The organism is Rhodococcus sp. JS3073, from assembly GCF_026810085.1.
GTDB lineage: Bacteria > Actinomycetota > Actinomycetes > Mycobacteriales > Mycobacteriaceae > Rhodococcus_F > Rhodococcus_F wratislaviensis.
In genome coordinates this window covers 6,487,467-6,510,826 of record NZ_CP113951.1, presented here as the reverse complement: position 1 = coordinate 6,510,826, position 23,360 = coordinate 6,487,467, and the positions used below count along the sequence as shown (strand labels likewise).

Annotated in this window: 15 protein-coding genes; 3 read left to right on the top strand and 12 right to left on the bottom strand. The window is 70.7% G+C overall.

What is annotated here, in order from left to right:
* On the top strand, positions 1–531 hold the full coding sequence (locus OYT95_RS29545; protein ID WP_268789813.1) for a DoxX family protein: 531 nt from the start codon (positions 1–3) through the stop codon (positions 529–531).
* Here OYT95_RS29545 and recD read toward each other — a convergent pair.
* The 4 genes from recD to OYT95_RS29525 all read right to left on the bottom strand — a co-directional run bounded on the left by recD (position 449) and on the right by OYT95_RS29525 (position 10,098).
* Entirely contained in the window at positions 449–2,317 is a 1,869-nt protein-coding gene (gene recD / locus OYT95_RS29540; RefSeq protein ID WP_037226720.1) for an exodeoxyribonuclease V subunit alpha, read from the bottom strand. The two genes, OYT95_RS29545 and recD, sit on opposite strands and share 83 nt — an antisense overlap.
* A complete protein-coding gene (locus OYT95_RS29535) occupies positions 2,314–5,664 on the bottom strand; it encodes a UvrD-helicase domain-containing protein (RefSeq protein ID WP_442972527.1) in 3,351 nt (1,116 codons plus the stop codon). Before OYT95_RS29535 ends, recD begins: the two co-directional genes overlap by 4 nt.
* Positions 5,622–8,882, bottom strand: a complete 3,261-nt coding sequence (recC, locus tag OYT95_RS29530; RefSeq protein ID WP_268789811.1) for an exodeoxyribonuclease V subunit gamma — start codon at positions 8,880–8,882, stop codon at positions 5,622–5,624. The genes OYT95_RS29535 and recC overlap by 43 nt, the downstream gene beginning before the upstream one ends.
* 118 nt (positions 8,883–9,000) lie before the next feature.
* Entirely contained in the window at positions 9,001–10,098 is a 1,098-nt protein-coding gene (locus OYT95_RS29525; RefSeq protein ID WP_128641643.1) for a GIY-YIG nuclease family protein, read from the bottom strand.
* Positions 10,099–10,233: 135 nt separating this feature from the next.
* Here OYT95_RS29525 and OYT95_RS29520 point away from each other — a divergent pair, with 135 nt between their 5' ends.
* Positions 10,234–10,503: an ANTAR domain-containing protein gene (locus tag OYT95_RS29520; RefSeq protein ID WP_037226714.1), complete on the top strand. Its 270-nt coding sequence runs from the start codon at positions 10,234–10,236 to the stop codon at positions 10,501–10,503.
* Between the two features lie 113 nt (positions 10,504–10,616).
* On the top strand, positions 10,617–11,123 hold the full coding sequence (locus OYT95_RS29515; RefSeq protein ID WP_112301867.1) for a hypothetical protein: 507 nt from the start codon (positions 10,617–10,619) through the stop codon (positions 11,121–11,123).
* A gap of 14 nt (positions 11,124–11,137) precedes the next feature.
* On the opposite strand, the gene OYT95_RS29510 is transcribed toward OYT95_RS29515, so the two are convergent.
* From OYT95_RS29510 to OYT95_RS29475, 8 genes are all read right to left on the bottom strand, one after another.
* Positions 11,138–11,410, bottom strand: a complete 273-nt coding sequence (locus OYT95_RS29510) for a hypothetical protein (RefSeq protein WP_037226710.1) — start codon at positions 11,408–11,410, stop codon at positions 11,138–11,140.
* 32 nt (positions 11,411–11,442) lie between these two features.
* Positions 11,443–15,954 carry a cation-translocating P-type ATPase gene (locus OYT95_RS29505; protein ID WP_268789810.1) on the bottom strand — a complete coding sequence of 1,504 codons (4,512 nt, stop codon included), beginning with the start codon at positions 15,952–15,954 and terminating at the stop codon, positions 11,443–11,445.
* Between the two features lie 5 nt (positions 15,955–15,959).
* Positions 15,960–16,247 carry a hypothetical protein gene (locus tag OYT95_RS29500; protein ID WP_037238719.1) on the bottom strand — a complete coding sequence of 96 codons (288 nt, stop codon included), beginning with the start codon at positions 16,245–16,247 and terminating at the stop codon, positions 15,960–15,962.
* A gap of 119 nt (positions 16,248–16,366) precedes the next feature.
* A complete protein-coding gene (locus tag OYT95_RS29495; protein ID WP_037238710.1) occupies positions 16,367–17,164 on the bottom strand; it encodes a hypothetical protein in 798 nt (265 codons plus the stop codon).
* Between the two features lie 125 nt (positions 17,165–17,289).
* Positions 17,290–19,023: a dihydroxyacetone kinase subunit DhaL gene (gene dhaL / locus OYT95_RS29490; protein WP_268789809.1), complete on the bottom strand. Its 1,734-nt coding sequence runs from the start codon at positions 19,021–19,023 to the stop codon at positions 17,290–17,292.
* Between the two features lie 9 nt (positions 19,024–19,032).
* Positions 19,033–20,979: an FAD-dependent monooxygenase gene (locus tag OYT95_RS29485; protein ID WP_268789808.1), complete on the bottom strand. Its 1,947-nt coding sequence runs from the start codon at positions 20,977–20,979 to the stop codon at positions 19,033–19,035.
* Position 20,980: 1 nt separating this feature from the next.
* Positions 20,981–22,264 carry an MFS transporter gene (locus tag OYT95_RS29480; protein WP_268789807.1) on the bottom strand — a complete coding sequence of 428 codons (1,284 nt, stop codon included), beginning with the start codon at positions 22,262–22,264 and terminating at the stop codon, positions 20,981–20,983.
* A 171-nt stretch (positions 22,265–22,435) separates the two neighbouring features.
* Complete coding sequence (locus OYT95_RS29475) at positions 22,436–23,347, bottom strand: LysR substrate-binding domain-containing protein (RefSeq protein ID WP_268789806.1); 912 nt, start codon at positions 23,345–23,347, stop codon at positions 22,436–22,438.
* Positions 23,348–23,360 lie beyond the last annotated feature (13 nt).

Below are 23,360 nucleotides of genomic sequence, written 5' to 3'. Positions count from 1 at the left end.
ATGGAACCCTTGATCGCCCTCGTTGCCGTCACTCTGGCACTCCTCGTCGCGGGCGCGGCTGGTGTGCGCCGGCTGCGGCCGTGGCCCGTCGCCCTGCGGGGCGGCCTCGCGGCCATGTTCACCCTGACCGGCATGGCCCACTTCGTCGGGATGCGTGCGGAACTCGTTGCCATGGTCCCGCCGTCGCTGCCGAATCCCGGGCTGCTGGTGACCGTGACCGGTCTACTCGAACTGGCCGGCGCCGCGGGGCTGCTGATACGACGCATTGCGCCGTGGGCGGCGGGCTGCCTCACCGCCCTGCTCATCGTGATGTTCCCGGCGAACGTGTACGCCGCCGTGGAGGGACTCTCGACGGGACCGTTCGAAGCCCTGATCCCCCGGACACTCCTGCAGGTCGTCTTCGTGTCGGCAACGCTGGCGGTCGTGATCGCTTACCGGCGGAGCCGGGCTACGGAATCGCCCTCCGGAGCCCACTCGCCCGCAGCACCCGGCGTTGCACTCCCGCCCGCACTGCATCCTCGGACCCGATGATCCGCACGTGCTGCCGTGCCCGGGTGATCGCGGTGTACAGCAATTCGCGAGTCAGCAGCGACGACGCCTCGCCGGGAAGTACCACGGACACCGTGTCGTACTGGCTGCCCTGACTGCGGTGAATCGTCATCGCGTACACCGTCTGCACCGCGGACAGATGCGTCGGGTGCAGCAGGAACGGTTCGCTGCCGCGCACGAAGGCGGCGACGAGTTCGTCGTCGTCGCGGCGCACGATCACCCCGGTGTCGCCGTTGTAGATCTTCGTTTCGTGATCATTGGCAGTCACCATCAGCGGCTGGCCCGGATACCAGCGATCCGGGTTCAGCCGCTGCCCCGTCGCCTCCCCTATCCACTCCATCGCCTGCCGCGCCCACCGCTGCACGCCGTACGGACCTTCCCGGTGCGCGCACAACAGCCGGTGCTCCTCCGAATGCCGAAGGGCAGCAAAGGCATCACCGGATTCCGCAGACCCGGTGACCGCGGCAGCCGTCCCCACCACGTCCGCCCGCAGTGCGTCCAGGTCTTCCGGACCGTGGAACGACACCTCGGGGGCACCGCTCGACAGGATCTTCATGACCTCGTCCGGCTCGCCGTTCCGCACCGCGACAGCCAGCTGAGCGATGCCGCCGCCGAACCGACGCCCGCGGCTGAGCCGGACCACACCGCCACGCACTCTGTCCCGTTCTCCCGCACTCAAGGCGGCCTCGAGCGGGTCGTCGGCGGCCTCGAGGTCGTCGCCGACGATCCTGGTGAGCACCGGATTCTCGGTTCCCGTCACCGGCCGGGCCACGAGATCGGCCAGGACCGCGCCCGCGTCGACGGACGTCAGCTGATCGGGGTCGCCGACGAGCACCAGCCGAGTGTCCGGGCGGACCGCTTCGAGGAGCCGGCACATCATCGTCAGCGACACCATCGACGTCTCGTCGACCACGATCGCGTCGTAGGGCAGGTGATTGTTCGCGTTGTAGCGGAACCGGCTGCCGCGTCCGCGCTGCCAGCCCAGCAGCCGATGCAGCGTCATCGCAGTCAGGTCGGACGGCAACCCGAGTGCGTCGGACTGCTCGCGCACCGACTCCTGCAACCGCGCCGCGGCCTTCCCGGTGGGTGCGGCGAGCGCGATACGCAGCCCCGGCCCGGGCTGTCTGATCAGCAGCGCCAGCACCCGGGCGACAGTGTGCGTCTTACCTGTTCCGGGTCCGCCGACCACCACCGACGTCCACTGTGTGGCGGCGACCGCGGCGGCGATCCGCTGCCGATCCGGCGACGGAGACGGCGCCCCGTGGTCGTGCTGGTCGCGGAACAACACGTCCAGCCCCTCCCGCAGCGACTGCTCGTCGACGAGGGGATACCCGACGGCGCGCTGGTCGAGTACCCGCCGGATGGTCGCTTCCTGCCGGAAGTACCGGTCGAGGTAGAGCAGCCCGCCCTCGGCGGTGTCGACGAGCCGCAGCGGTCGCAGCGGTCCGGCCGAACCGCCCGTGACCAGCGGACTCCGCCGCAGTGCCTCGACGACGGTGCCGTCGTCCGGCCAGGGCAGCGCGTCGAGATCGACTTCGGACTCCTCGTCGACGGTCACTTCGCGGATCCGCGTGAGGTCGAGGCACACCGAACCGGACCGCACCGCGCGCACCGCCAGCGCGGTCGCCAATACGACGTCTTCCGAGGATTCGCCGCCGAGCGCCGACAACCGCAACGCGACGTGCACGTCCGCGGCGGCCAGCACACCGGCCTCGTTGAAGATCCGCAGCATCCCCTTGCCGCGCTGCGCCACCTGCACCTCGGTCATCGCGTCTCCCCGTGCTCGGAGGCCGACCCGGACAGCAGATCGGACAGCTCGGCGATCAGCGCGGCGGGCGGCGCCCAGTCGAAGACTCCACAGCCCGGTGGGGTGTCGGGGCCGACCATTCCGCGAACGAACAGATACTGGACACCACCGAGGTGCACCGCGGGATCGTAGTCCGGCTGCCGCCAGCGCAGGTAGCGGTGCAACGCAACGGAATACAGCAACGCCTGCAGCGGATAGTGCGCCCGCAGCATTTCGGCGGCCATCCTCTCGCGGGTGTAGTGCGCGGTGGTCAGGTCGCCCTGCGCGAGGCGATTGGTCTTGTAGTCGACCACGACGTACCGCGGTCCGGGCAGTCGCAGCACGGCGTCGATGCTGCCGGTGAGGTATCCGCGCAGCGGGGTCGGTTCGAGTGTCTGCACGGCATCGGCGTACGACCGCAACGAATCGTCGACGGGAAGGTGAGTGCGCAGCAGCCTGCCGATTCCATCGAGCATCACGGTGAGCGACGGTGTGTCGCCGCCGGCGAGCGGCAGTTCGAAGTCGAGTTCCGCCAGCAGGTCTGCGGGGGCGATGTCGGCGAGTGTCGGCTCGGGCCCCGCGCCGAGCGGAGTGCGCAGCACGGGCACGAGCGCCGTCGCCAGCTGGGCGGGGTCGATGTCCGACAGGGTCGACGCGATCACGTCGCGGCAGCACCGCAGGACTTCTGCGTCCAGGTCGGGTGCCGCGGTGTCGACGATTTCGAAGACGGCGTGCACGAGCGTGCCGAACGTCGCGCCGCCAGGCAGCTCGTTCATCGTCGACGGCACCCCCGCAGTGAGGTCGGCCGGCGCCTGCAATGGAGGTTCGGCCGGTTCGTCCGTCTTCTCCTCGACCTCGGCCTCGCTGCCCACCGCGGGCGCGTCGTGCGCGGACGCGGTCAACGCCGAATACGACGTGCGACGCCAGCGCGTGTCGAGCAGCCGCCGGAACCGAGCGGCTTCGAGGTCTCCGCTGGGCTCACGCTGCGGTGTCCATCCGACCCGAACGATCGGGTCGGAGCCCACCGCCTCGACGGTCACCGTCTCGGGCGCCGCCGTACCCCACGCGGACAACCGTTCCGCGACAACCGGATCCTCGGGAACGGTGACCTTCTGCGGGACCTCCCGCTGCCCGGGCTGCCGCCCCAGGATCATCCGGTGCAGCGGTGCGCCCGCCGTCGTGAACGCCGGCGCCCACCACACCACGAGCCCGCACATCGCCCGGGTCAGCGCGACGTACAGCAGCCGCAACTCTTCCCCCGCCTCTTCGGCGTCGTGCCGGTTCCGGCGGTCCGCGTAGCCGGGGCTGCCGGGACCACCGACGTCGAGGATGCGTCGCCCGTCGTCGTCGTGCAGCAGCAGTTTGCTCGGTTTCGAGATCTTGGCGGCGTCCCAGGCGTACGGCAGGTAGACGAGCGGGAATTCGAGGCCCTTGCTGGCGTGAACGGTCGCGATCTGCACCGCCGCGGCGTCACTGTCGAGGCGTCGACTGCGATCCACCCCGCCCGAGGACGGATCCTTCATGCGCTCGGTGAGCCAGCGGGTGACGGCCGTCAGACCGAGCGACTGCTCGACGGCGGCACTGTTGAGCAACTGCGCCACGTGCCGGAGATCGGTCAGCGCCCGCTCGCCCGCCGCCACCCGAAGCAGTCGCGCCTCCAGCGCGCCGACCGCGGACAGTCGTTCGAACAGCGCCGCGAAACCGGACTGCGCGAACACCGCGCCGAGTTCCCGGAGTTGCCCGCCCACCTCGGCGACGATGTCGTCACCTCGGGCGTCGAGTTCCTCGGCCGTATGTCCGAGCAGCGGGGTGAGCGCGGCCAGCCGCACCCGGTCGGAACGGTGCGGTTGCTCGATGGCCTGCAGGATCCACAGCCAGTGCTGCGCCGCCGGAGTCGTGAAGACGCTGGCGCCGCCGGCGAGCACGGACGGCACACCCGCCCGGTCGAGGGCGTTGTGGACCAGGGTGATCTGCGCGTTGGTGCGGACCAGGACGGCGATGTCGCCGGGTTCGACGAGTCGGACGCTTCCCCCGACGTCGAGTGTCGCGCCACCGTCGAGGAGGGCGACGATGTCGGCGGCGAGATCTGCCGCGATCCGCTTCCGGAGCGGCCCCACCGCGGGGTATCCCGACTTGTTGATCGGCCCGGCGCCGGTCCTCGGCAGATACCGCAGCCGCAGCGGCGCGGCCCCCGTCAGACGCGACTTCGGTCTCGCACCGTCGACGCGGTGCACCACGATCTCGGGATGCCCGAGTGCCGCGCCGCCGTGCAGGTATTCGAGGCCGTCGAGGAGTTCCTGATCGCTGCGCCAGTTGGTGGTCAACTCCTGGTGACGGTCGGCGGACCGCACCGCGTCCAGATAGCTGAGCACCTCGGCGCCGCGGAACGCGTAGATGGCCTGCTTCGGATCGCCGACGAGCACCAGCGTTCCGCTGCCGTGGAATGTTCGGCGCAGAATGTCCCATTGCAGCGGGTCGGTGTCCTGGAACTCGTCGACGAGCACGACGCCGTAGCGGTCGCGGACCCGCCGGCAGGCCGCCGCACCGTGCTCGGGATCGCTGAGGACACGATGGAGGAGCATCGGGAGATCGTCGAAGTCACGCAGACCCACCGCGCGTTTGCGCCGCTCGACTTCGGCGCGCACCGCCTCGGCGAACGCCACCCGATCCCCGGCAGGGGTGCCCCGCGCATCTTCCGGGGCGAGCACGGCCTGCGGGTCGAAGATGGCGGCCCGGGCGGCCGCGGTGGCCTCCGCCGGAGTGAACGGCGCGACCTCGACGCGACTGTAGGCCCGCAGGTACAGGTCGGCGATCACCTCCGTCGTGAGGTCGTCGGCGGCCTCGACCAGCACCGCGTCGGGGTCGCGCTCGCCCGCGATGCCGAGCCCGTCGAGCATGCGCTGACAGAAGCTGTGGGTGGTCACGATGGTGGCGGCGTCGAAGTCCGACAGGGCTTGCAGCAGGCGCCGGCGCCGCAACGTCACCTCCTCGGGGTCGGCCTCCGCGAGATGCCGGACCACGTGATCCGCGCTCAGTCGCGCCGCCGCGGGGTCGGCCAATGCGGCTGCGGCGGAACCGAATCGCTCACGGGTGCGTTCACGCAGCTCCTGCGTCGCCGCCCGGCTGAACGTCACCAGCAACAGCTGCGACAGGTCCACGCCCCCCTCGGCGACGAATCGGGCGGCCAGGCCGACGATCGCGTACGTCTTGCCGGTACCGGCGCTCGCCTCGAGCACAGTCGTACCCTCCGGCAGCGGACCGAGGAGGTCGAAGCCTCGCGCGCCGGTCACGGCTGCGCCAACGTCTCGGCGGCGAGCAGCGGCGCCCACAGTTGCCGGGCGTAATTCTCGATGGTCACCGTGTCGCCGAGTACGTCGATGCCCGGTGAGGACCCGTACACGTACGTGATGTGCCGGTCGCGTGAGTCACCGAAATCACTGCTCCATTCCTTCCGGGCCGCCTCGATCGCGTCCTCCATGCTGCTGCCGCCGTGGCGTCGTTCGGCATACGCCGCCGACGCGCCCGTGGCGATCGGCAACGGCGCGTGCAACCCCAGATCGCGCAGTTCGACGAGCCGCACCAACTCCTCCGCTGCGTTCTCGGGTGCGGTGAGGGTCGAGCGCCACGCCGGACGGCTGTACGCGCCGCGGCCGGTCGTGACGGCAGTCCATTCGGTCTCGTTGTCGGACGCCGCGACGGCCAGCAACTGCGCCCAGGCGGTGAGGCGGTGTTTCGGCCCCAACTTCGAATACGTGGTGCTCGCGATCACCGATCCGTGCACACCGCCGACGGTCCCGGTGAGGCGCCGTCCGGAGCCGAGATCGACATCGACGTCCACGGTCTCCGCCCGGCCGACGTGCACGGACCCGCTGACGGCGACGAGCGACTCGACCGCGTGCTCGATTCCACCGAGCACCGACTCCCCCAACTTGAACGGCGGCAACGTCCCTCGGCGCCACTCCGCGGCGCGGAAGTCGGCCAGTTCGACTCCCGCCAGCCTCGCGACGAGCATCCTCTGGCCGAGATCCCACCGGGCCAGCGGATCGGGCGACACCTCCAGTGCGTCGGCGAGGTCCTCGTCCACGTCGGGGACCCGCAACCCGAGCCGTTGCCGCAGAAACGCCTGCGTCGGGTGCACCAGGAACGCGATGAGGTCGGCGAGATCGACGTCCTCGCGCTGCGGCGGCACCAACGGCGCCGGCAGGAATGCGGGCTCCGGTTCGGGCGGGTGCTGCGCCGCGCGGGCACCGGCCAGCGCCGCACGGTCGAAACTGAACGGGTGCTCGGGCCGGAAGTTGCGTGCATCGAACGGCTGCAACGGATGCCGGGTCACGATGCCGGGGAGGGCATCGCTCCCGACGGTGGCCGCCACCGCGTCGAGCAGCTCGGACAGCGGGATCGCCGGCGGTCGCGCCATACCGGTGACGGGGTCGGCGCCCGTGTAGAACAGCAGGAGTTTCTCACTCGCCGACATCACGGCGTCGAGCAGCAACTGCCGATCCTCGCTGCGCGGATCGCGTTCACCGAGAAGGGGATTACGGGCCAGAACGTCGTCGCCGTCCACGCTCACCCCGCGTGGGAACACCTCGTCGTCGAGACCGAGGAGAACGACCACGCGGTGCGGCACCGACCGCATCGGCACCATGGTGCACACCGTCAGCTCGCCCGTGCGGAAGTTCGCGCGGGTGGGACGGCCCGCGAGCCGGGTGGCCAGCATGGCGCGCACGTCCGACAGTCGCAGGAGCGCGTCGCCGCCGTGTTCCATCGCCGCCCCGAGTTCTCTTCGCGCCTGCGCGAGTTGCCACGTGTCGGCGGCGCTGACGTCGACGAGGAGGTCGAGCGCCCGGGTCAGCGCGCTCGACCACTCTGCGACCGACTGCGGCCCGCCGAGCCCGCGCAGCGCGACGTCGAGCCGGTCGACGAATTCGGCCAGCCGCCCGGTGAGGTCGATGTCGTTGCTGTCGACGTCGTCGAGCGGAAGCGCCAAGGCGAGCCATTCGCCCTCCGACTCGTCGGCCGCGGCGCCGAGCAGGATGCGGTCGAGCGCGGTGGTGAACGTGTTCTGCGGGAAGTCGCCGAGACCGAACGACGCGCGCTGCCGCGGCCCGATTCCCCAGCGGGCGCCCGTCGCGGTCGCCCACTCCCGGACCCGTTCGAGGTCGTCGTCGCCGAACCGGAACCGCCTGCGCACCGGCGCGGCCGCCGACAGGTCCAGGACCTGACTCGCCGTCACCCTCGCGTCGGCGAGTTCGAGGAGAGTCGACACCACGGCGAGAACCGGATTGGTCTGGTGCAGGGCACGATCGGCGAGCCGGACCCGCAGACGATGGCCGGGATGCCCGAGCACGTCCTGCCCGAACGCGGCCCGGATCAGCGGGGCGTACGACTCGACGTCGGGGCACATGACGAGCACGTCGCGCGGCTCGAGAGTCGGATCGTCCTCGAAGAGATGCAGGAGACATTCGCGCAGCACCTCCACCTGGCGGGCCGGTCCGTGGCACGCGTGGACCTGGACGGACGTGTCGGCAGTGCACTCGGCGAGCGCGGGCGCCCGGTCGTCCCGGACATCCGCCTGCAGGCACCCCAGCAGCGAGTCGCGGGGTGCGGGTCCCTCGTGGTGGATGTCGTCGACGTCGAGACGGGTCAGCCTCGACTCGAGTTCGCGAACGTCCCGCGCCAGGCTCGACAGCAGCGGGTGCGCGACGGACAGTGCGGTGTGGTCGTCCGCCCGTGCGAGGACGCCCTCCGTCGTCGACAGCGACGACCACATGGCGGGACTCGGATGCGGAAGCCACAGGTGCACATCACGATTGACGGCGAGGGCGGCGAGGACGGCGATCTGATCGGTCGCGAGGCGCGTCGGGCCGAACAGCGACAGTCGGGCGGGGAGTTCGACGAGGTGAGGTTCTGCGCGCAGCCGGGCGCAGGCGGAGTCGAGGCGCTCGGCGGGAGCGGGACTGCCGACCCGCTCCCGCAGCCGTCGCCACAGTTCGGCCTGCCAGAGAAGGTCGTCGTCGAGGGGACCGCCCGCACCGTCGGTGTCGCGACCGCCGGCCCAGTCGACCAGCATCGCCGGCCGCTGTGCGGCGTAACTCCGGAACAGATCGGTGAGGTGTGACGCGGTGGCGTAGCGCCGGCCCGGCCGGTGATCGTCCGGGTCGCGGTCCGGGAGGCCGTGCCCGAGATGTTTCGCGAGGACGGCACACCAGGGCGCACCGAGGCAGTCGTCGACGACGCCGAGCAACGCCCACAGCACCCGGGACGGATTCCACGGGTCGTCGTCGGCGGACACTCCGGTGGCGGCGGCGAGGCACTCGTCGACGAGCCGGGCCGGTGACGGGAAGTCGATGTTCGCAGCGACGCCGTCGCCGACGCCGGGCCGGGAACCGAGCACGGTCGAGAGTCGCTGCGTGAGCCAGCGCTCCACACCCTTCGCCGGGACAGCCACGACCTCCCGGCCGAACGGATCGGACAGCGGGGTCGCGAGCACGTCGCCGAGAGCCGACGCGAGAGTGGTGGAACGCTCGGCGCGATGCAGTACGAGCACGTGGCCTCCCTTCGCTCCCCAACTCCGGTCGGCTCAGACTTACCACAACCCACCGACTCGGGACGCCCACTCCGCAGGTGAGTGGCAAAGTGTGCCGGGGCACGCTTTGCCACTCACGTCAGCGGCCGGGGCGCGCCTGGGTGAGATGCGGGACCCAGCCGTGGGTGGGCCACTTCTTCAGACCGACCTTGGCGGGGACGATCCGCTTGTTCACGAACTGGCTCTCCAGTTCGGTGTCGGGCTCGCCCGTGAACCGCCACAGCGCCGCGTCGCCCGGTCGTGCGACCGACGACCAGGACTTGGCACGGTAGGCGGCACGAACGATGTTGTCCGCGAACACGATCACCGGGATGTCGTCGGTATTGCGGACGGCCGCGCCTGCCGCCCACGCGCCACGGGACAGTTCGTACACCTCATCCGGCGTCACGCCGCGCCGGGACGCGGCGGGCACCTCGAGGACGACGCAGGGGGTCGGCAGGTTCGGGACGGGTTCTGCTGCGTACTGCAACACGAGGTCGTCGACGGGCACCGCACGATGCTCGCCCGCGCCGCCGGCGAGATTGCTGAGCACCGCACCCTCGTTCAGCCCCAGTGCTCCCACGACTCCACTGCGCACCGCGTCGGCGACGCCGCCGCTGTCGGCGATCCGATGCGCGACGACGTAGTGCTCGACCTCGTGCCCGGAGTCGTAGATCTCGCGGATGCGCGCAATCGTCGCGGCCTTCACCTCCGCGCTGTCGGTCTCCGGATCCTCGAGCGTCTTCCGGTGCTCGTTTTCCGCCAACGCCTCCCACACGTAGCCGTACACCCGGGTGCCCCGTCCGGCTCCGACGTAGAACACCGACCGGTTGCGGGGGTCGAGAAGGGCATAGACGTAGGTGCCGAGTTCCTCGCCCACCCGCTTCGGGAACGGCTGCGGCGCGTGGCGGGTCTGATACACCTCTTTCAGAATCAGGCGCAGCGCCGCCAATTTCAGCGCGACGGGGACACCGCCGTCGATGCCGTCGAAGAGTGCGGTGGCCGCGCCCTGCACCGAGGAGAAGGTATGCCCGATGTGCCGTTCCAGCGACTTCGTGACGTCCGCGAACTGCGCGAACCGCACCCGGGGGTCGGGTGCGGCGTTGTCCAGGTCGTTGGACGCGAGGAAAGTCTGGACCTCGGAATTGTCGAGCCAGCGAGAAGTGATGTCGATCGGGATCGTCCAGACGGTAGCCATGCCCCTACCGTAAGGGAAAACCTCGGTGAAGAACTCGCACGACGAAGGCTCGAGGAGATTCGAACCCTTTCGACGTCCTACCGAGTGCGGGAGGATGGAGTGGTACCCATTCCGACGCAGGTTGGGAGAACATTCATGACAGCGCCCAGCTACTCCACCCGCACGGCCGTCGACATCGCTGTCGGCATCCTCATCGCCTACCGCGGATGCTCCGAGAACGACGCGTTCACCGAACTCGCGGAGACGTCCCGGCGACACAAGGTCGCCCTCGCGCGCACCGCCCGCGCACTGATCGCGTTCATCCAGACCCATCACCACGACCTTCCCGCGTCCGACGTCACCGCTGCCGCACTGGAGTGGAGCCATGCCACTCCGTACCGTGGCGCGTTCGGTACGGCGGCCTGAATTCGGTCGAAGTCTGAGAATTCTCTGGCTTCGACGGCGCGACGCTGCCCAAACCTTCAGACTCGATGTGAGACCGAACGACCAGCGCACCGAGATACGAAGAGGTAACTGAGTTGACGATCCGCAAAATCACGGTTGCTGCGGTAGCGATCGCCGCAGCCCTCACGATGTCCGCTTGTGGTTCCGACGAGCCGTCCGGGCCGAGCGCGACCACCACGTCCACGACCACCGCGGCGGCCGAGACCACCGCCGAACTCGAATTGCCGACCGCGGCCGACCTCAACGCCCTGCTGGCGAAGGGCCTCGACCCGGCCACTCCTCTCGAGGAGAAGATCGCCATGGTGGAGGGTTCGGAGCAGGATCCGAACCTGTTCAATCAGGTCGCTGCCGCCGCCCAGCAGGCGGGTGCGCAGGTTCAGGTGCTGGACCCGGTGATCGACAACGGCGACGGCAGCGCCAGCGCGCAGCTGCAGCTGACGATCAACGGCCAGGTGCAGCAGAACACCCTGCCCGCCATCTTCGTGCCCGGCGAGAACGGGACATGGAAATTGTCGAAGGCCACGGCGTGTTCCATCGTGGCGATCGCGCAGCTGACGTCACCGGCCTGCCCGCCCGCCTGATCCGGGCTTCCGCGTCACGCGCCTTCCAGGGCCTCCCCGATCTCCTGGACGGCGCGGTTGTGCTGATCGGTGATGAGGATGTGTCCTGCCGCAATGGTCAGGGCGACCGGCCATTCGATGATCTCGACGGCGGCGAGCAAGCCGATCGCCGCGAAGAAAGCCAGTTGCTCGGGACGCGGCAGCGGCACCCTGCCGAGGACAGGTAGCTGCACCGCGAAGCTGCGGGCCTCCCGCACCCGCTGGACGGCGTCGCTCTGCGACTCCGCCTCCGACGTTCGTTGGGCCATCGTTCGTCTCCCTTGTCCGTGCCGTTTCCCGGTCAGCCACCTTGACCGGGGACCGTGTCAGGCGTGCTGAGTTCCGTCGCCCAGACCGCTGCCGGTGTCTTCTCCGCCGCCGGGGACCCGGTGACCGGGGTGGTCACCCGCGTACTCACCCCACCGCTGCGGGAGGTGTACGCGGTGCTGCTGAGGGCGGGCGTCATCGAGATCGTCGACTGATCGCCCGCAATCTTTTCGAGCAGCCCCGGTGCGAATGCCGCCGCCGCGGTCGCCGCACCCGCGCAGCCCAGCGCCTGGGCCCACCCGACCGGTCCGAGCGGGGTGCAGCCGAGGAGCTGACTGACACCGGGAGTACTGACCATCACGGTGAGTGCGGCCAGTGAACCGCCCGCGGTGAGCACCACGAGCGGGCTCCGCGAATCGATCAGTGTCTGACCCAGCTGGGTGCCGACCAGCGCCACCAGCCCCACCGTCGACGCCCGGCGTTGCCGGCCCGTCACGCTGGCCAGCGCCCACGCCGTCGTCGCGCCTGCCGCGGTGGCGGCGCCGCGGATCGCGACGGTCCGCCACAGCGCAGCACTGTCCGGGCCGCGGCCCTCTCCCCGGGCCTGTTCGTTGGGCGGACTCACCGCGAGCGCGGCCGCGGGCAGGGCGTCGGTGAGCACGTTCACCAGCAGCAGCTGACGCGCCGTGAGCGGCGACCGTCCGGCGATCGCGCTGCCGATCAGGGCGAACGCCACCTCCCCGGCGTTCCCGCCGAGCAGCACCGACACTCCCGCCTGTACCCGCCGCCACAACTGACGGCCCTCGTCGAGGGCGTCGAGCAACGCGTCGACGCGGCCGTCGAGGAGCACCACGTCCGCGGCGCTGCGGGCCGGGTCGCTGCCACGCGAGCTGACACCGATCCCCACGCTGGCCGCCCGGATCGCGGCGGCATCGTTGGCGCCGTCGCCGACCATCGCGCAGACGTGACCGACCCGTTCGAGGGTCTGCACGATCTGCACCTTGTTCTCGGGCGACATCCGGGCGAAGACGACGCACTTCTCGACGGCGTTCTCCTGCCCCCGATGCGAGAGGGTGTCCCAGTCGGTCCCGCTGATCACCTGCTCGGACGACACGGCCAGTCCCAGCTCGCGCGTGATGGCGGTGGCCGTGACGGGATGGTCGCCGGTGATCAGCCGGACCCCGACCTGTCGCCGTTCCAGCTCCGGCAGCAGTCCGGCCGCTTCGGGGCGCGGGGTGTCGGCCAGCCCGAGCAGTCCGACGAGGTGCAGCCCGCTGCCGCACAGATCGTCGAGTACCGCGGCGTCGTCGGCTGCGCGCCGCGCCTGGAATGACGTGACGGTCCGGCGGGCTACGGCGATGACGCGCAACCCGTCGGCAGCCATACCGAGAACGGTGTCGTGCACGGCGTCCGCGTCGATTCCGGTGCACGCCGAAACCACGACTTCCGGTGCACCCTTCAACGACAGGTGCGTCCCCGACAGCGCGGCCGAGTAGGGCCGGCCGGAGCGGAACGGAAGAAAGCTGCTCCGGTCGTCCTCCGGCGGAAGCAGGTCCACTGCCGCGTCGGCGATCGCGACGTCGGTGGCGTGCGCGGCCGGGCTGCCGTCGGGGGTCACGGCACTCCGGCCGGCGCACGCGAGGACGTCCTCGCGTGCGAACCCCGGTTCGGGGACGGTGGTGACGACCCGCAGGCGGTTCTCGCTCAGGGTGCCCGTCTTGTCGAAGCACACCACGTCGACGCGGCCGAGCGCCTCGACGGAGCGGGGCGCTCGCACCAGCGCATCGGACCTCGTCAGTCTGCGTGCGGCGGCCTGCTGCGCGAGTGTCGCGACGAGCGGCAGACCCTCGGGAACGGCCGCCACCGCGACCGCGACACCGCTCGTGACCGCCTGCCGCAGTCCGGTGCCGCGCAGGAACCCCACGGCAGTGACCAGGACGCCACCACCCACGCTGACGGGCAGCACCCGGTCGGTGAGGCTTCTGAGCTGCGCCTGCAGACCCACGTGCGACGCAGTCGCGGGAGTGAGCGCGCCCGCGCGTCCCGCTTCCGTTGCGTCGCCCACCGCGGTGACGATCGCCGCGGCCGTGCCGGTGAGGATCGTGGTCCCCGCGAACACCATGCAGGCACGTTCGCCGAGCGGTGCGCCCGGAGTCGGCGACGTCTGCTTGCTCACCGGCAGCGATTCCCCGGTGAGCGAGGACTCGTCGACCTCGACGCCCGATGCGTCGACCAGCCGGCCGTCGGCGGGCACCACCTCGCCGGGGCCGATCTCGATCACGTCGCCCGGCCGCAACCGCGACGCCTCCACCCGTTCGGTCACCCGGCGCTCCGGGGGCCCGGCGACGCGGTGCGCGGGCGGGTCGCCCGCCGCCAGCAACCGGTTCAGCAGACGTTCCGCGTGCAGGCGTTGCACGGCCGACAGCGCGGCATTGCCCGCCAGCACCGACCCCACGAGCACCGCGTCGATCGGCGACCCCAGCAGGGCGCTCGCCGCCGACCCGGTGGCGAGGACGGGGGTCAGCGGATCCGACAGTTCCGTGCGCATCGCCCGGCCGAAATCCCAGGCCAGCCCGACCGGCCACGCCGTGAGCCGCCCGATCGCCTCGACCGGGGTCAGCACCAGATTCACCGAGCGACGACGGGACACCGCGGCATCGTCGTCGTCGCGCGCGGGCAGCAGACGGCGCACGTCCGTCACCGGCATCTCGTGCCAGGCGTGAACCGGGGCGGCGGGTGGAAGCTCGGCCCGCAGCACGCCGCGGGCGAGGGAATGCCCCGTCCACAATCCTGCCGCCGCGCCGACCGTGACGGGTCCGGGTCCGCGGCCACGCACTCCCGGCAGCATGACGAGCGCACCCAGCATCGACGCCGCCGTCGCGATCTCGACGCCGCGCCGGCTCGCCGTCCGCGCGTCCGGTAACGACCGCAGCACCCGCCAGACTCCGACGAGGTCGTCGACCAGCAGGTCCGCACACCACGGCGGCGGGGCGTCGTCGACGAGGACACCGATACCGACGTCGGCGGACGACAGGGCGTGCGGCGCGCGACCGGCGATCACCGCGACCGTCGCGCCGTTCGCCTGCAACTGCGCGACGGCGTCGCGAAGGTCCGCATCCAGCGATCCGCTCGAGGGGAGCAGATCGTCGAAAGCCGAGCGGAGTCCGCCGAGCGTGTCCACGTTCACCGACACCACCGGGACGCCCGACGTGCGCGCCTGCGCGAGCACGGCCACCGCGCTCGGATGGTGGGCAGGCGTCACGAGGACGGCGGAATCTTCGTCCACGGTCGCCGCGGCGACATCGCCGGGAAGGTCGGCGAGCGCGTGCCAGCCCACCCCGAGAGAGCCGGCCTCCACGGCAGATCGAGCGGCCTCCCACACTCTCGTCCGGTCGGTGTCCCGCACCGCACGGATACCGCTCACCCGGAGCTCGGTCGTGTGCAGCACCGACGGGTCCACGACTACCGCGTCGACCCGGTCCAGGTAGCGGAGGGCGCCGGGACGCAGGGCCAGCACGGCGTGCCGATCGGCCAGTCCACGGCCGAGCGTCGCGGCGAAGGCCTCGCGTGCGGTGCGCGCCGCCTTCGGCGCGGCGACCAGGGCCGCGTCCGCGGCGCCTGCCACGCTCCGGGTCGCCGCCCCCACCGCGGTCGCCCCCACCCACTGCGCGATCGCCGCCCGGTCGACGTCCCGCTCCACCGGTCCCGATGCGCCGCGCTCGCGGGCGGGGCGGCCGGTGTCGTCCGCGGGGTCCCGGGCCAGTTCGGGTTCGCGGCGGTGCCACACCCGCCGACCCGACCACGCCTCCGCCGTGATCGCCGACCGCAGTGCCACGTCCACGGCGAGTGACGCAGGCGCCCGCCGCAGCACGTCACCGACGGCCTGAGCGGTGGCGAGCAGCAGTTCCGCGGCGTCCGGCCCGAGCCGCTCCTCGACCATGCTGCGCAGTCGCGGTTGATAGTTGACGAAGGTGACTGCCGCGGCAGGCACCGCCGCCGGCAGGGTGGGCATCGGAAGCAGGCGAACGCCGGCGGCCGCGACCAGGCCCGTCGTGACGGCGGCCAGTGCGAGGGCACGTTCGGCGAGTGCGACGTCGTCGCCGGGAAGTTCTGCGGGCCGGTCACGGACGGCACCGCGAGGAACCGGTCGCGCGACATCCTCCGCGCCCGCGACCACCGTGCACAGCTCGGCCACCGACGGTCCGTGCTCGCCGACCGTCACGACCAGCCGGGACAGCGCGCGGTTGAGTTCCGCTCCCTCCACACCGGTGGTCTCCCGGACCGCGCGGAGAACGGTCGCGGCCACGTCGTCCCCGCGAGGTCCGGCGAGTCCGCGGACCTCGATCCAGGCACGGCCGTGTCCGGAACTGGCACGGCGGGCCGGGGTTCCCCCGAGCACCTCGGTGACGATCTGTGTCGCGGTCCGTGCGGTGGTCGCCATCAGATCGGCGGCGACCGTGCCCCCGTAGGAGGCCACCCCGAGTCCGACACCGGCGCCGCGCACCGGCAGGGACGCAGCGGCGAAGAGGTATCGACCGAGCCCCACAGCAGCTACTGCCTGGAACCCGCGCCGAACTGCCGCAGCACGAGTGCCGCCCCGCCCACGGTGACCAGCACCGGCCACTCGACCAGTCCCGCTGCCCCGACAGCCGCCAATGTCAGCGCGGCGGCCGGTGTCGAATGACTTCCGCTCGCCATGCCTGACCGGACCCCGCCCGCCGCCCCGCGCACTCCGCCGACCACACCGCCGATCGCGGCGCCGCCGACCGCACCGGCCGCACTGGTCGTCGCGTTCGCAGCACCTGACACGGCGTGCACTGCGCCGTCGACGATTCGCATGATGAGCTCCCATCGGCCGTGGCCACTACCGCCATGCACGGCGGATCATGTCTGCGGTACCCACCTCAGGGTATTCTCAACCGTCGCGCGCCGGAACAGTTTCAGGGAACTCTCAGCGATTAGCGGATACTGTTCTGCCCCATGGGAATTCGATCACCCTGTTCGGTTCGCCAGAATTCCCAGCCGTCGTGGGTTTCGATGTCTCCGCTGATATGACTGGCCACGGCGGTCGCCGCTGTCGTGGGGTCGGGAAACCGGCGGCCCTGCATCGGACCGCGCATGATCTCCAGCGTCTGCGTGTCGGGGTCGAACCGTCCGACCAGCCGATAACCCTCGAAGTCGGCCACGACCTCGAGGCGGGTATCGATCAGTTCCTCCAACGCCGCGGCCGCTTTGGCCGGCTTCTTCCGGGCGGATGCGCGGGCTGCGGCGTCTGCACGCAACGTTGCCGCCGTCGTGGCGCGTTGCGCATCGCTGTAACGGCTGGGGTCCTTCTCCCCCGCCAGCCCGAGCAGGTCCCAGCGGCCGCGACCGTGCGCGACCCGGCTCAGCGGAATCGCGTGATGTCCGGTCCGCGTGCGGCCGGGGGTGTCCATCATCCACAGATCCACCTCGGCGCGGATATCGTCCGCGACCTCGGACGAGGGCACGACGAAGAACTCCTCCGGGGAACTCGCGAGATCCACGAACACCCAGAACTGCGAGCCGGTGTCGTCGTCATCGAGCGATTCGTCCTGTTTGCGGGCCTGCCAGTCACCGCTGAGCTTGGAGCGCACCCGCACGATGCAGCTCGTGCCGTCGTCGCCCCAGACCTGGACGGGGTTGCGTCGCGAGTGGGTGAGCCGGACCGCCTTGCCACCCCGTTCCACGACATCGGCGATGAAAGCCTGGATTCCCCGGCTGGCGGTGTCTTCCACTGTCTACGTGTCCGTCCCTGATTCTGCGTCCCGTACGCAGGTGGAGAGAGGTGTGGCGACGGGTTTGCGCAGCACGACTCGGCGTTCTTCCCCTCACCTTACGTGCCGAGCACGGCGCACGGTGACTACCCGACCGCGCGGGCCGCTTCCGCTGCCTCGGCGAAGAACCACGACAGCACCAGGGCACCGGGGTCCACGACACCGCGCGCCGCCTCACCGATATAGCTGGCCCGGCCGCGCCGCGCGGTGATGTCCGCGGTCGCCTCGGCACCGCGGGCGGCGGCGTCCGCGGCGTCGGCCAGACCGTCGGCCGGACCCTTCCCGGCCGAGGCGGCCGATTCGAGGGCGGCGACGGCGGGGGCGATGGCGTCGATCATCGTCTTGTCGCCGGGTTGCGCGCCGCCGAGTTCCTGGATCGTGTCGAGGCCGGCCCGCGCCGCGGCGGTGATCGCCCTCGTGTCCAGACCGTGCGGTGCGTCGGCGGCCACCCGGTAGAACTGGCGGAACCAGACGCCGAACAGCGCGCCCGACGTGCCACCCGCATGACCGAGGTAGGCGTCGGACAGTGACTCGAACACCGTCGCCGGGGAGTAGCCGTCGCGGATCCGGGGAACATCGACGTGGTCGAGTGCGGCCACCATGTTGGTGCCGAAGTCCCCGTCGCCTGCGCGGCGGTCGAGGTCGGTGAGGTTCGGCTCCTCGGCGAGCACCTTCTCGACGAACGCGCCGATCCACGCGCCCACAGCCGCCCGGCCCAGCGCGTCGGCGGTGCCGGGTACCTCCGGTTCGTCCTCGCGGGAGGCGACGTTCGACCGGAACCCCACCTCGGATTCGTCTGCGATGCCGCGGAATTCCCCGGCCGGGGCATTGGGCCATCCCGGTGCGGCAGTCGGTGCGTCCCACAGGTCGAGGAGCTGGTCGTCGCAGCGCACCAGTGTGATGGACGCACCGTCCATGTCGAGGGCAGTGACGAAGCTGCCGACCAGCGAGCGCCGGATCACCACACCCCGCTCCACGAGGTGGTCGGCGAGCTCACCGAACAGCAGCTGCAGCTCCAGCGGATGAGCCGCGCCGAGCCCGTTGACGATGGCGATCACCGGATCCCCCCGCTCCACGCCGAGCGAGGCGAGCACGGGGTCGGTGAGCCGGCGGACCAGTTCGGCCGCCGCCATCGCGTCGACCCGTTCGGTTCCGCGTTCGCCGTGGATGCCGATCCCGAGTTCGATCTGACCCTCCGGGAGGTCGAACGAGGGCGAGTCCGCCCCCGGAACGGTGCACGCTCTCAACGCGACCGCCATGCTGCGGGAATTCCGGGCCGTGCGCCGCCCGAACTCCGCGACGGTGGCGAGGTCGTCGCCGCGTTCGGCCGAAGCGCCGCAGATCTTCTCGACCGCGATCGTGGCCGCGGTGCCGCGACGTCCGGGCCCGTCCTCCCGTTCGGAGGCGACGTCGTCGTCGACGAGCACGTGCTCGACCGCGATGCCGTCCTCTGCCGCCAGTTCGCCGGCGATGCGGAAGTTGAGGACGTCGCCGGTGTAGTTCTTCACGATGTGCACGACGCCGCCGCCCGCATCCACGGCCTCGGTAGCGGCCCGCACCTGCAGCGCGTTGGGCGAGGTGAAGATCAGGCCGGGGCAGGCTCCGGTGAGCATGCCCCGGCCGACGAACCCGGCGTGCAGCGGTTCGTGCCCGGACCCGCCGCCCGACAGCAACGCGACCTGCCCGGCCGGCAACGGTTCCCGCCGTGTGAGATATCCCGGTTCCGGATGCCATTCGAGGTCGTCGGTGGTGGCGACGGCCCCGCGGAGCGCGTCGACGACGAAGGACTTGGGCGAGTTCAGGAACTGTGGGTGCGCCATGCTCCCAGGCTAAGCGTCCACATGTGAGTGCCGCGGAGTGCCGGAGCACACTTTGCCACTCACGTGGGCGGCGGCGGCCAGCGCTTCCTCGAACTCCCGCAGGCCCGACCGCGATCCGAGCAGCAGCGCGAGCCGGGTCAGGAATCCCTCGCGGTCCGACTCGTCCGCCTGGTCGAGCGCCTCCGACAGTCCCATCCACACGTTCTCGCGCAGCAGGTCGTCCGGCGTCGCCGTCGTCTCCGTGTGCGCGGGGACGACGCCCAGTGTGGGGGCGGTGGCCGTTTTCAGGTGGTCGTGGACGTCGCCGAGCAGCGACAGGTCGCGGACCCGGCACAGGACGAGTCCGTCCGGGCGGATCACGAAGCACTCACCCGCGGACGCGCCGAGAGCCGGCGGCAGCACACCGTCGGGGTCGTCGAGGACCGTCAGGTCGGCCGCCGCGTCCACCACCGCACCCGGTGCCGGGACGACGACCGCCCGCACCGATTCGGGCGACAGCGCCATCGCGAGCGCCGACGCGTGCGCGGCGAGCATCCGAGCACCGGCCGCGTCGACTCCGACACCGAGCACCGCGAAACCCGTTCCCCGGACACGGTTCAGCGAAGACTCCACCGATCCGTCGGTGGTGACGATGCGAACACGCCTGTCCTCCATCGGATCCCCGGGCAGCAGCCCGGTCGTCCCCTCGGCCACCGGCCATGTGAGCGGCGACAGGTGCGCGTGCGTCGCACTCGACTGCCGCGGATTGACGAGGTGACCGAACTCCGGACGGGTCGTGGCCAGCGCGAGGACGGCGTCGCGGGTGGTGCGGTAGCCGTGGCTGCCGGGCGACATGATGAGCGTCGACTTGCCCGCGTTGTCGACGTTCTGTTGCCAGGCGGCGCGCCGTTCGGCCGAATATGCCTGCAGGAGGCTCTCGTCCGCGGTCCCGTGGACGACGGCCGCCAGTGTCCAGGCGAGGGTCTCGGCGTCCTCCATGCCGGAGTTCAGCCCGCGGACACCGAAGATCGGCACCAGGTGGGCGGCGTCCCCGGCGAACAGGATGCGATCGTGCGTGAAGTCGTCCAGCGCGAGCGCGTGCGCGCGGTAGAAGCCGTGCCATTCGAGGGTCCACGGCACGTCGTTCTCGAGCCAGTCGAGGTGCCGGGTGATCCGGTCGCGGATGCGGTCTTCCTGCGTCTCGAGTTCGGCGTCGTCGGAACTGTCGAGTTGGTAGTCGATGCGCCAGATGTCGCGGGGCTGCTGATGCATGATGATCGTCGAGCCGGGGTTGCTCGGCGGGTCGAACCACACCATCCGCTCGGCGGGCAGCGTCGATTCCCAGTGGATGTCGGCGATGACGTAATTGCCCTGATAGCTGTTTCCCTGCAACCGGATTCCCGCGAGTTCACGCATCCGGCTGCGGCCGCCGTCGGCGGCCACCACCCAGCGTGCGCGGAGCCGGCGCGCACCGAACGCGGTGTCGACGTCGAGTGTCACGTCCTCGTCCGACCGCAGGATCCCGGCGACGCTCGACGACCAGTGGAACGTGATCAGTGGGTGCGCGAGCAGCGTGTCCGTCATGATCTGCTCGATCTCGGACTGCGACACGTTGACCATGGGCCCGCGGACGTCGTGTTCGCCGTGTGCCATCTCGAAGTGCAGCACCTGCTCGTCGCGGTAGAAGCTGCGCCCACCCACCCAGGGGAGCACGATCTTCTCGAGTTCGGGGCCGAAACCGAGCCGGGCCGCCACCTCCAGGCTGTGCCGGGAGATACAAATGGCGCGGCTGCCGAACGACACCTGGTCGGCGGCCTCGAGCACGGTGACGGGGATACCGCGCTGCGCGAGGCCGAGCGCGACGCCCATGCCGACCGGGCCCGCGCCCACGACGACGACGGGCAGGGCCTCGCCGGTTGCACCGGTCGACGCGAACTCCGCCGCCGGGTACTTCTGTGGCTGAAAGTAAGTGGACATGTCAGACGGCCTCCGCTTCCCGGCGCGTGGTGTTGGTTTCCGGCAACAGCAGGATGGAGACGAGACTGACCACGGCGATCACCACGAAATAGGCGGTGATTGCCGTCGAACTGCCGAAGGCCCCGAACAGCCACGTCGCCATGAACGGTGCGAGTCCGCCGCCGAGGATGGCGCCGATCTGGTAGCCGAGCGACGCACCGCTGTACCGGATGTGGGCGGGGAAGAGTTCCGCGAACAGTGCGGACTGCGGCCCCGCGGTGGTGCCGAGCACCGCCGCCATCACGATCATTGCGAGCAGCATGACGGGGATCGACGCCGTGTCGATGAGGGGGAAGAACACCGCGGCCACGATCACGAGCGCGATCGAACTCCACGTGTAGACGCGGCGCCTGCCGAGCACGTCCGACCTCCAGGCCGACACGGCCATGCCCGCCATCCAGACCGGGCACGCGACGATCAGCAGTGTGAGCATGGTGGCGCGGCTGTAGCCGAGTTCCTTGGTGCCGTACGTCAGGACGTACACCATGAACACGTAGGCGATGCCGTTGGTGGCGATGAACGTGCCCGCCGCGAGCAGCACGGTCCGCCAGTTGCGGGTCAGCACCTCGACGATCGGCATTTTCACGATCGTGTCGCTCTCCTTGGCCTCCGCGAAGGCCGGGGACTCGAAGACGCCGAGGCGAATCCACATCGCGACGCCGACGAGCACGGCGCTCATCAGGAACGGCACCCGCCAGCCCCACGTCTGGAACGCGTCGTCCGACAGCAGTTGGGTGACGGCGAGGAACACGACGTTCGCCATGATCACTCCGGCCGGGACGCCCATCTGCGGCGCCGCGCCGTACAGTCCGCGCTTGCCTTCCGGGGCGTGTTCGGTGGCCATGAGCACCGCACCGCCCCATTCGCCGCCGACGCCGATGCCCTGGACGAACCGCAACGCCACCAGCAGGATGGGTGCGGCCACCCCGATGACCTCGAAGTTCGGGAGCAGGCCGATGCCGACGGTCGCGACGCCCATCATGGTCAGCGACAGCACCAGCATCGACTTGCGCCCGATGCGGTCACCGAAGTGGCCCATGACGACACCGCCGATCGGGCGGGCGATGAAGCCGACCGCGAACGTGGCGAATGCGGCCAGGGTTCCGGCGAACGTCGACGCGCCGGGGAAGAACTGCGGTCCGATCACCAGGGCTGCGGCGGTGCCGTAGATGAAGAAGTCGTACCACTCGATCGCGGTACCGACGAAGCTCGACAGGACTGCCCTGCGCGCTTCCTTGTGAGACACCGGCGGTGTCGCCTCTCCTCGGTGATTGCCGTCATCGTCTGCCTTCCCGGTTCTGCTGCGCGCACACTCATCGCGCTACCGGAAAACAATGACCCGACTCACACACATCTGAAAAGCGGGACTATCCCCACATGAATTGCGGAAAAACTGTGGAAGGCACGAATACGCAGTTCAGGCCGTGACGAACCGGATGAATGCTCGCGCGACCCGGCTCAGCGTCGCCTCCTGATGCCACGCCACCACCACGGCCACCGACGCCGGTTTCGGGTCGGCGATCGGTTTCACGACGACCGGAAGACCCTCGTACGTGACGTCCACCCGGGGTCGTTGCAGCAGCAGCGTCCACCCCAGACCGCGCCCGACGAAGGCCCGCGCCGTCTCGAAGTTCGCGGTCCGATACGCCACCCGGGGCGCGAAACCGGCCTCGCGGCAGACGTCCATCGCGTGGGTGGTGCTGGGCGGCGCGTCCAGCAGCACCATCGGGTGCTCGGCCAGATCCACGAGGCGCACCGGCCCGTCGATTCCCGCCAGCGGATGCTCCGCCCCGAGGACGATCATCGGCTCGCGGGTCATCAGCGGGACGGTCTGCCAGTCCGGGGGCAGGTCGAGGTCGTAGACGATGGCGACGTCCAGTTCGCCGCCCTCGAGCTGCGTCCGCAACCGGTTCTGGGTGTCCTCCCGGAACTCCACGGACGCCCGCGGGTACTCGGCGGTGAACGCGTACAACATCGACGGCAGGATCGTCGGGCCGAGCGCCGGGTAGCAGCCGACGGCGATCGGCCCCGCGACGACACCGCCCTCCCCGGACGCGTCGGACTGCAACTCCCCCGCCTGCTGCAGCAGGGCCCGCGCCCGCGACAGCACCGCCTCCCCGGTCGGGGTCAGCTGCACACCGCGGGCGCGCCGGCGCACACACAGCTGCGCCTTCAGTGCCTTCTCCAGATCCGTCACCGCCGCGGACAACGCCGACTGCGACAGGTGCATCCGCTCGGCCGCACCGCTGATCGTCCCGGTCTCCGCCACCGCCACGAACGCCGCCAGCTGGCGCATCGTGTACACGGGGACGTTGTCGGGGCGGGGCATGCAAGAACGGTAG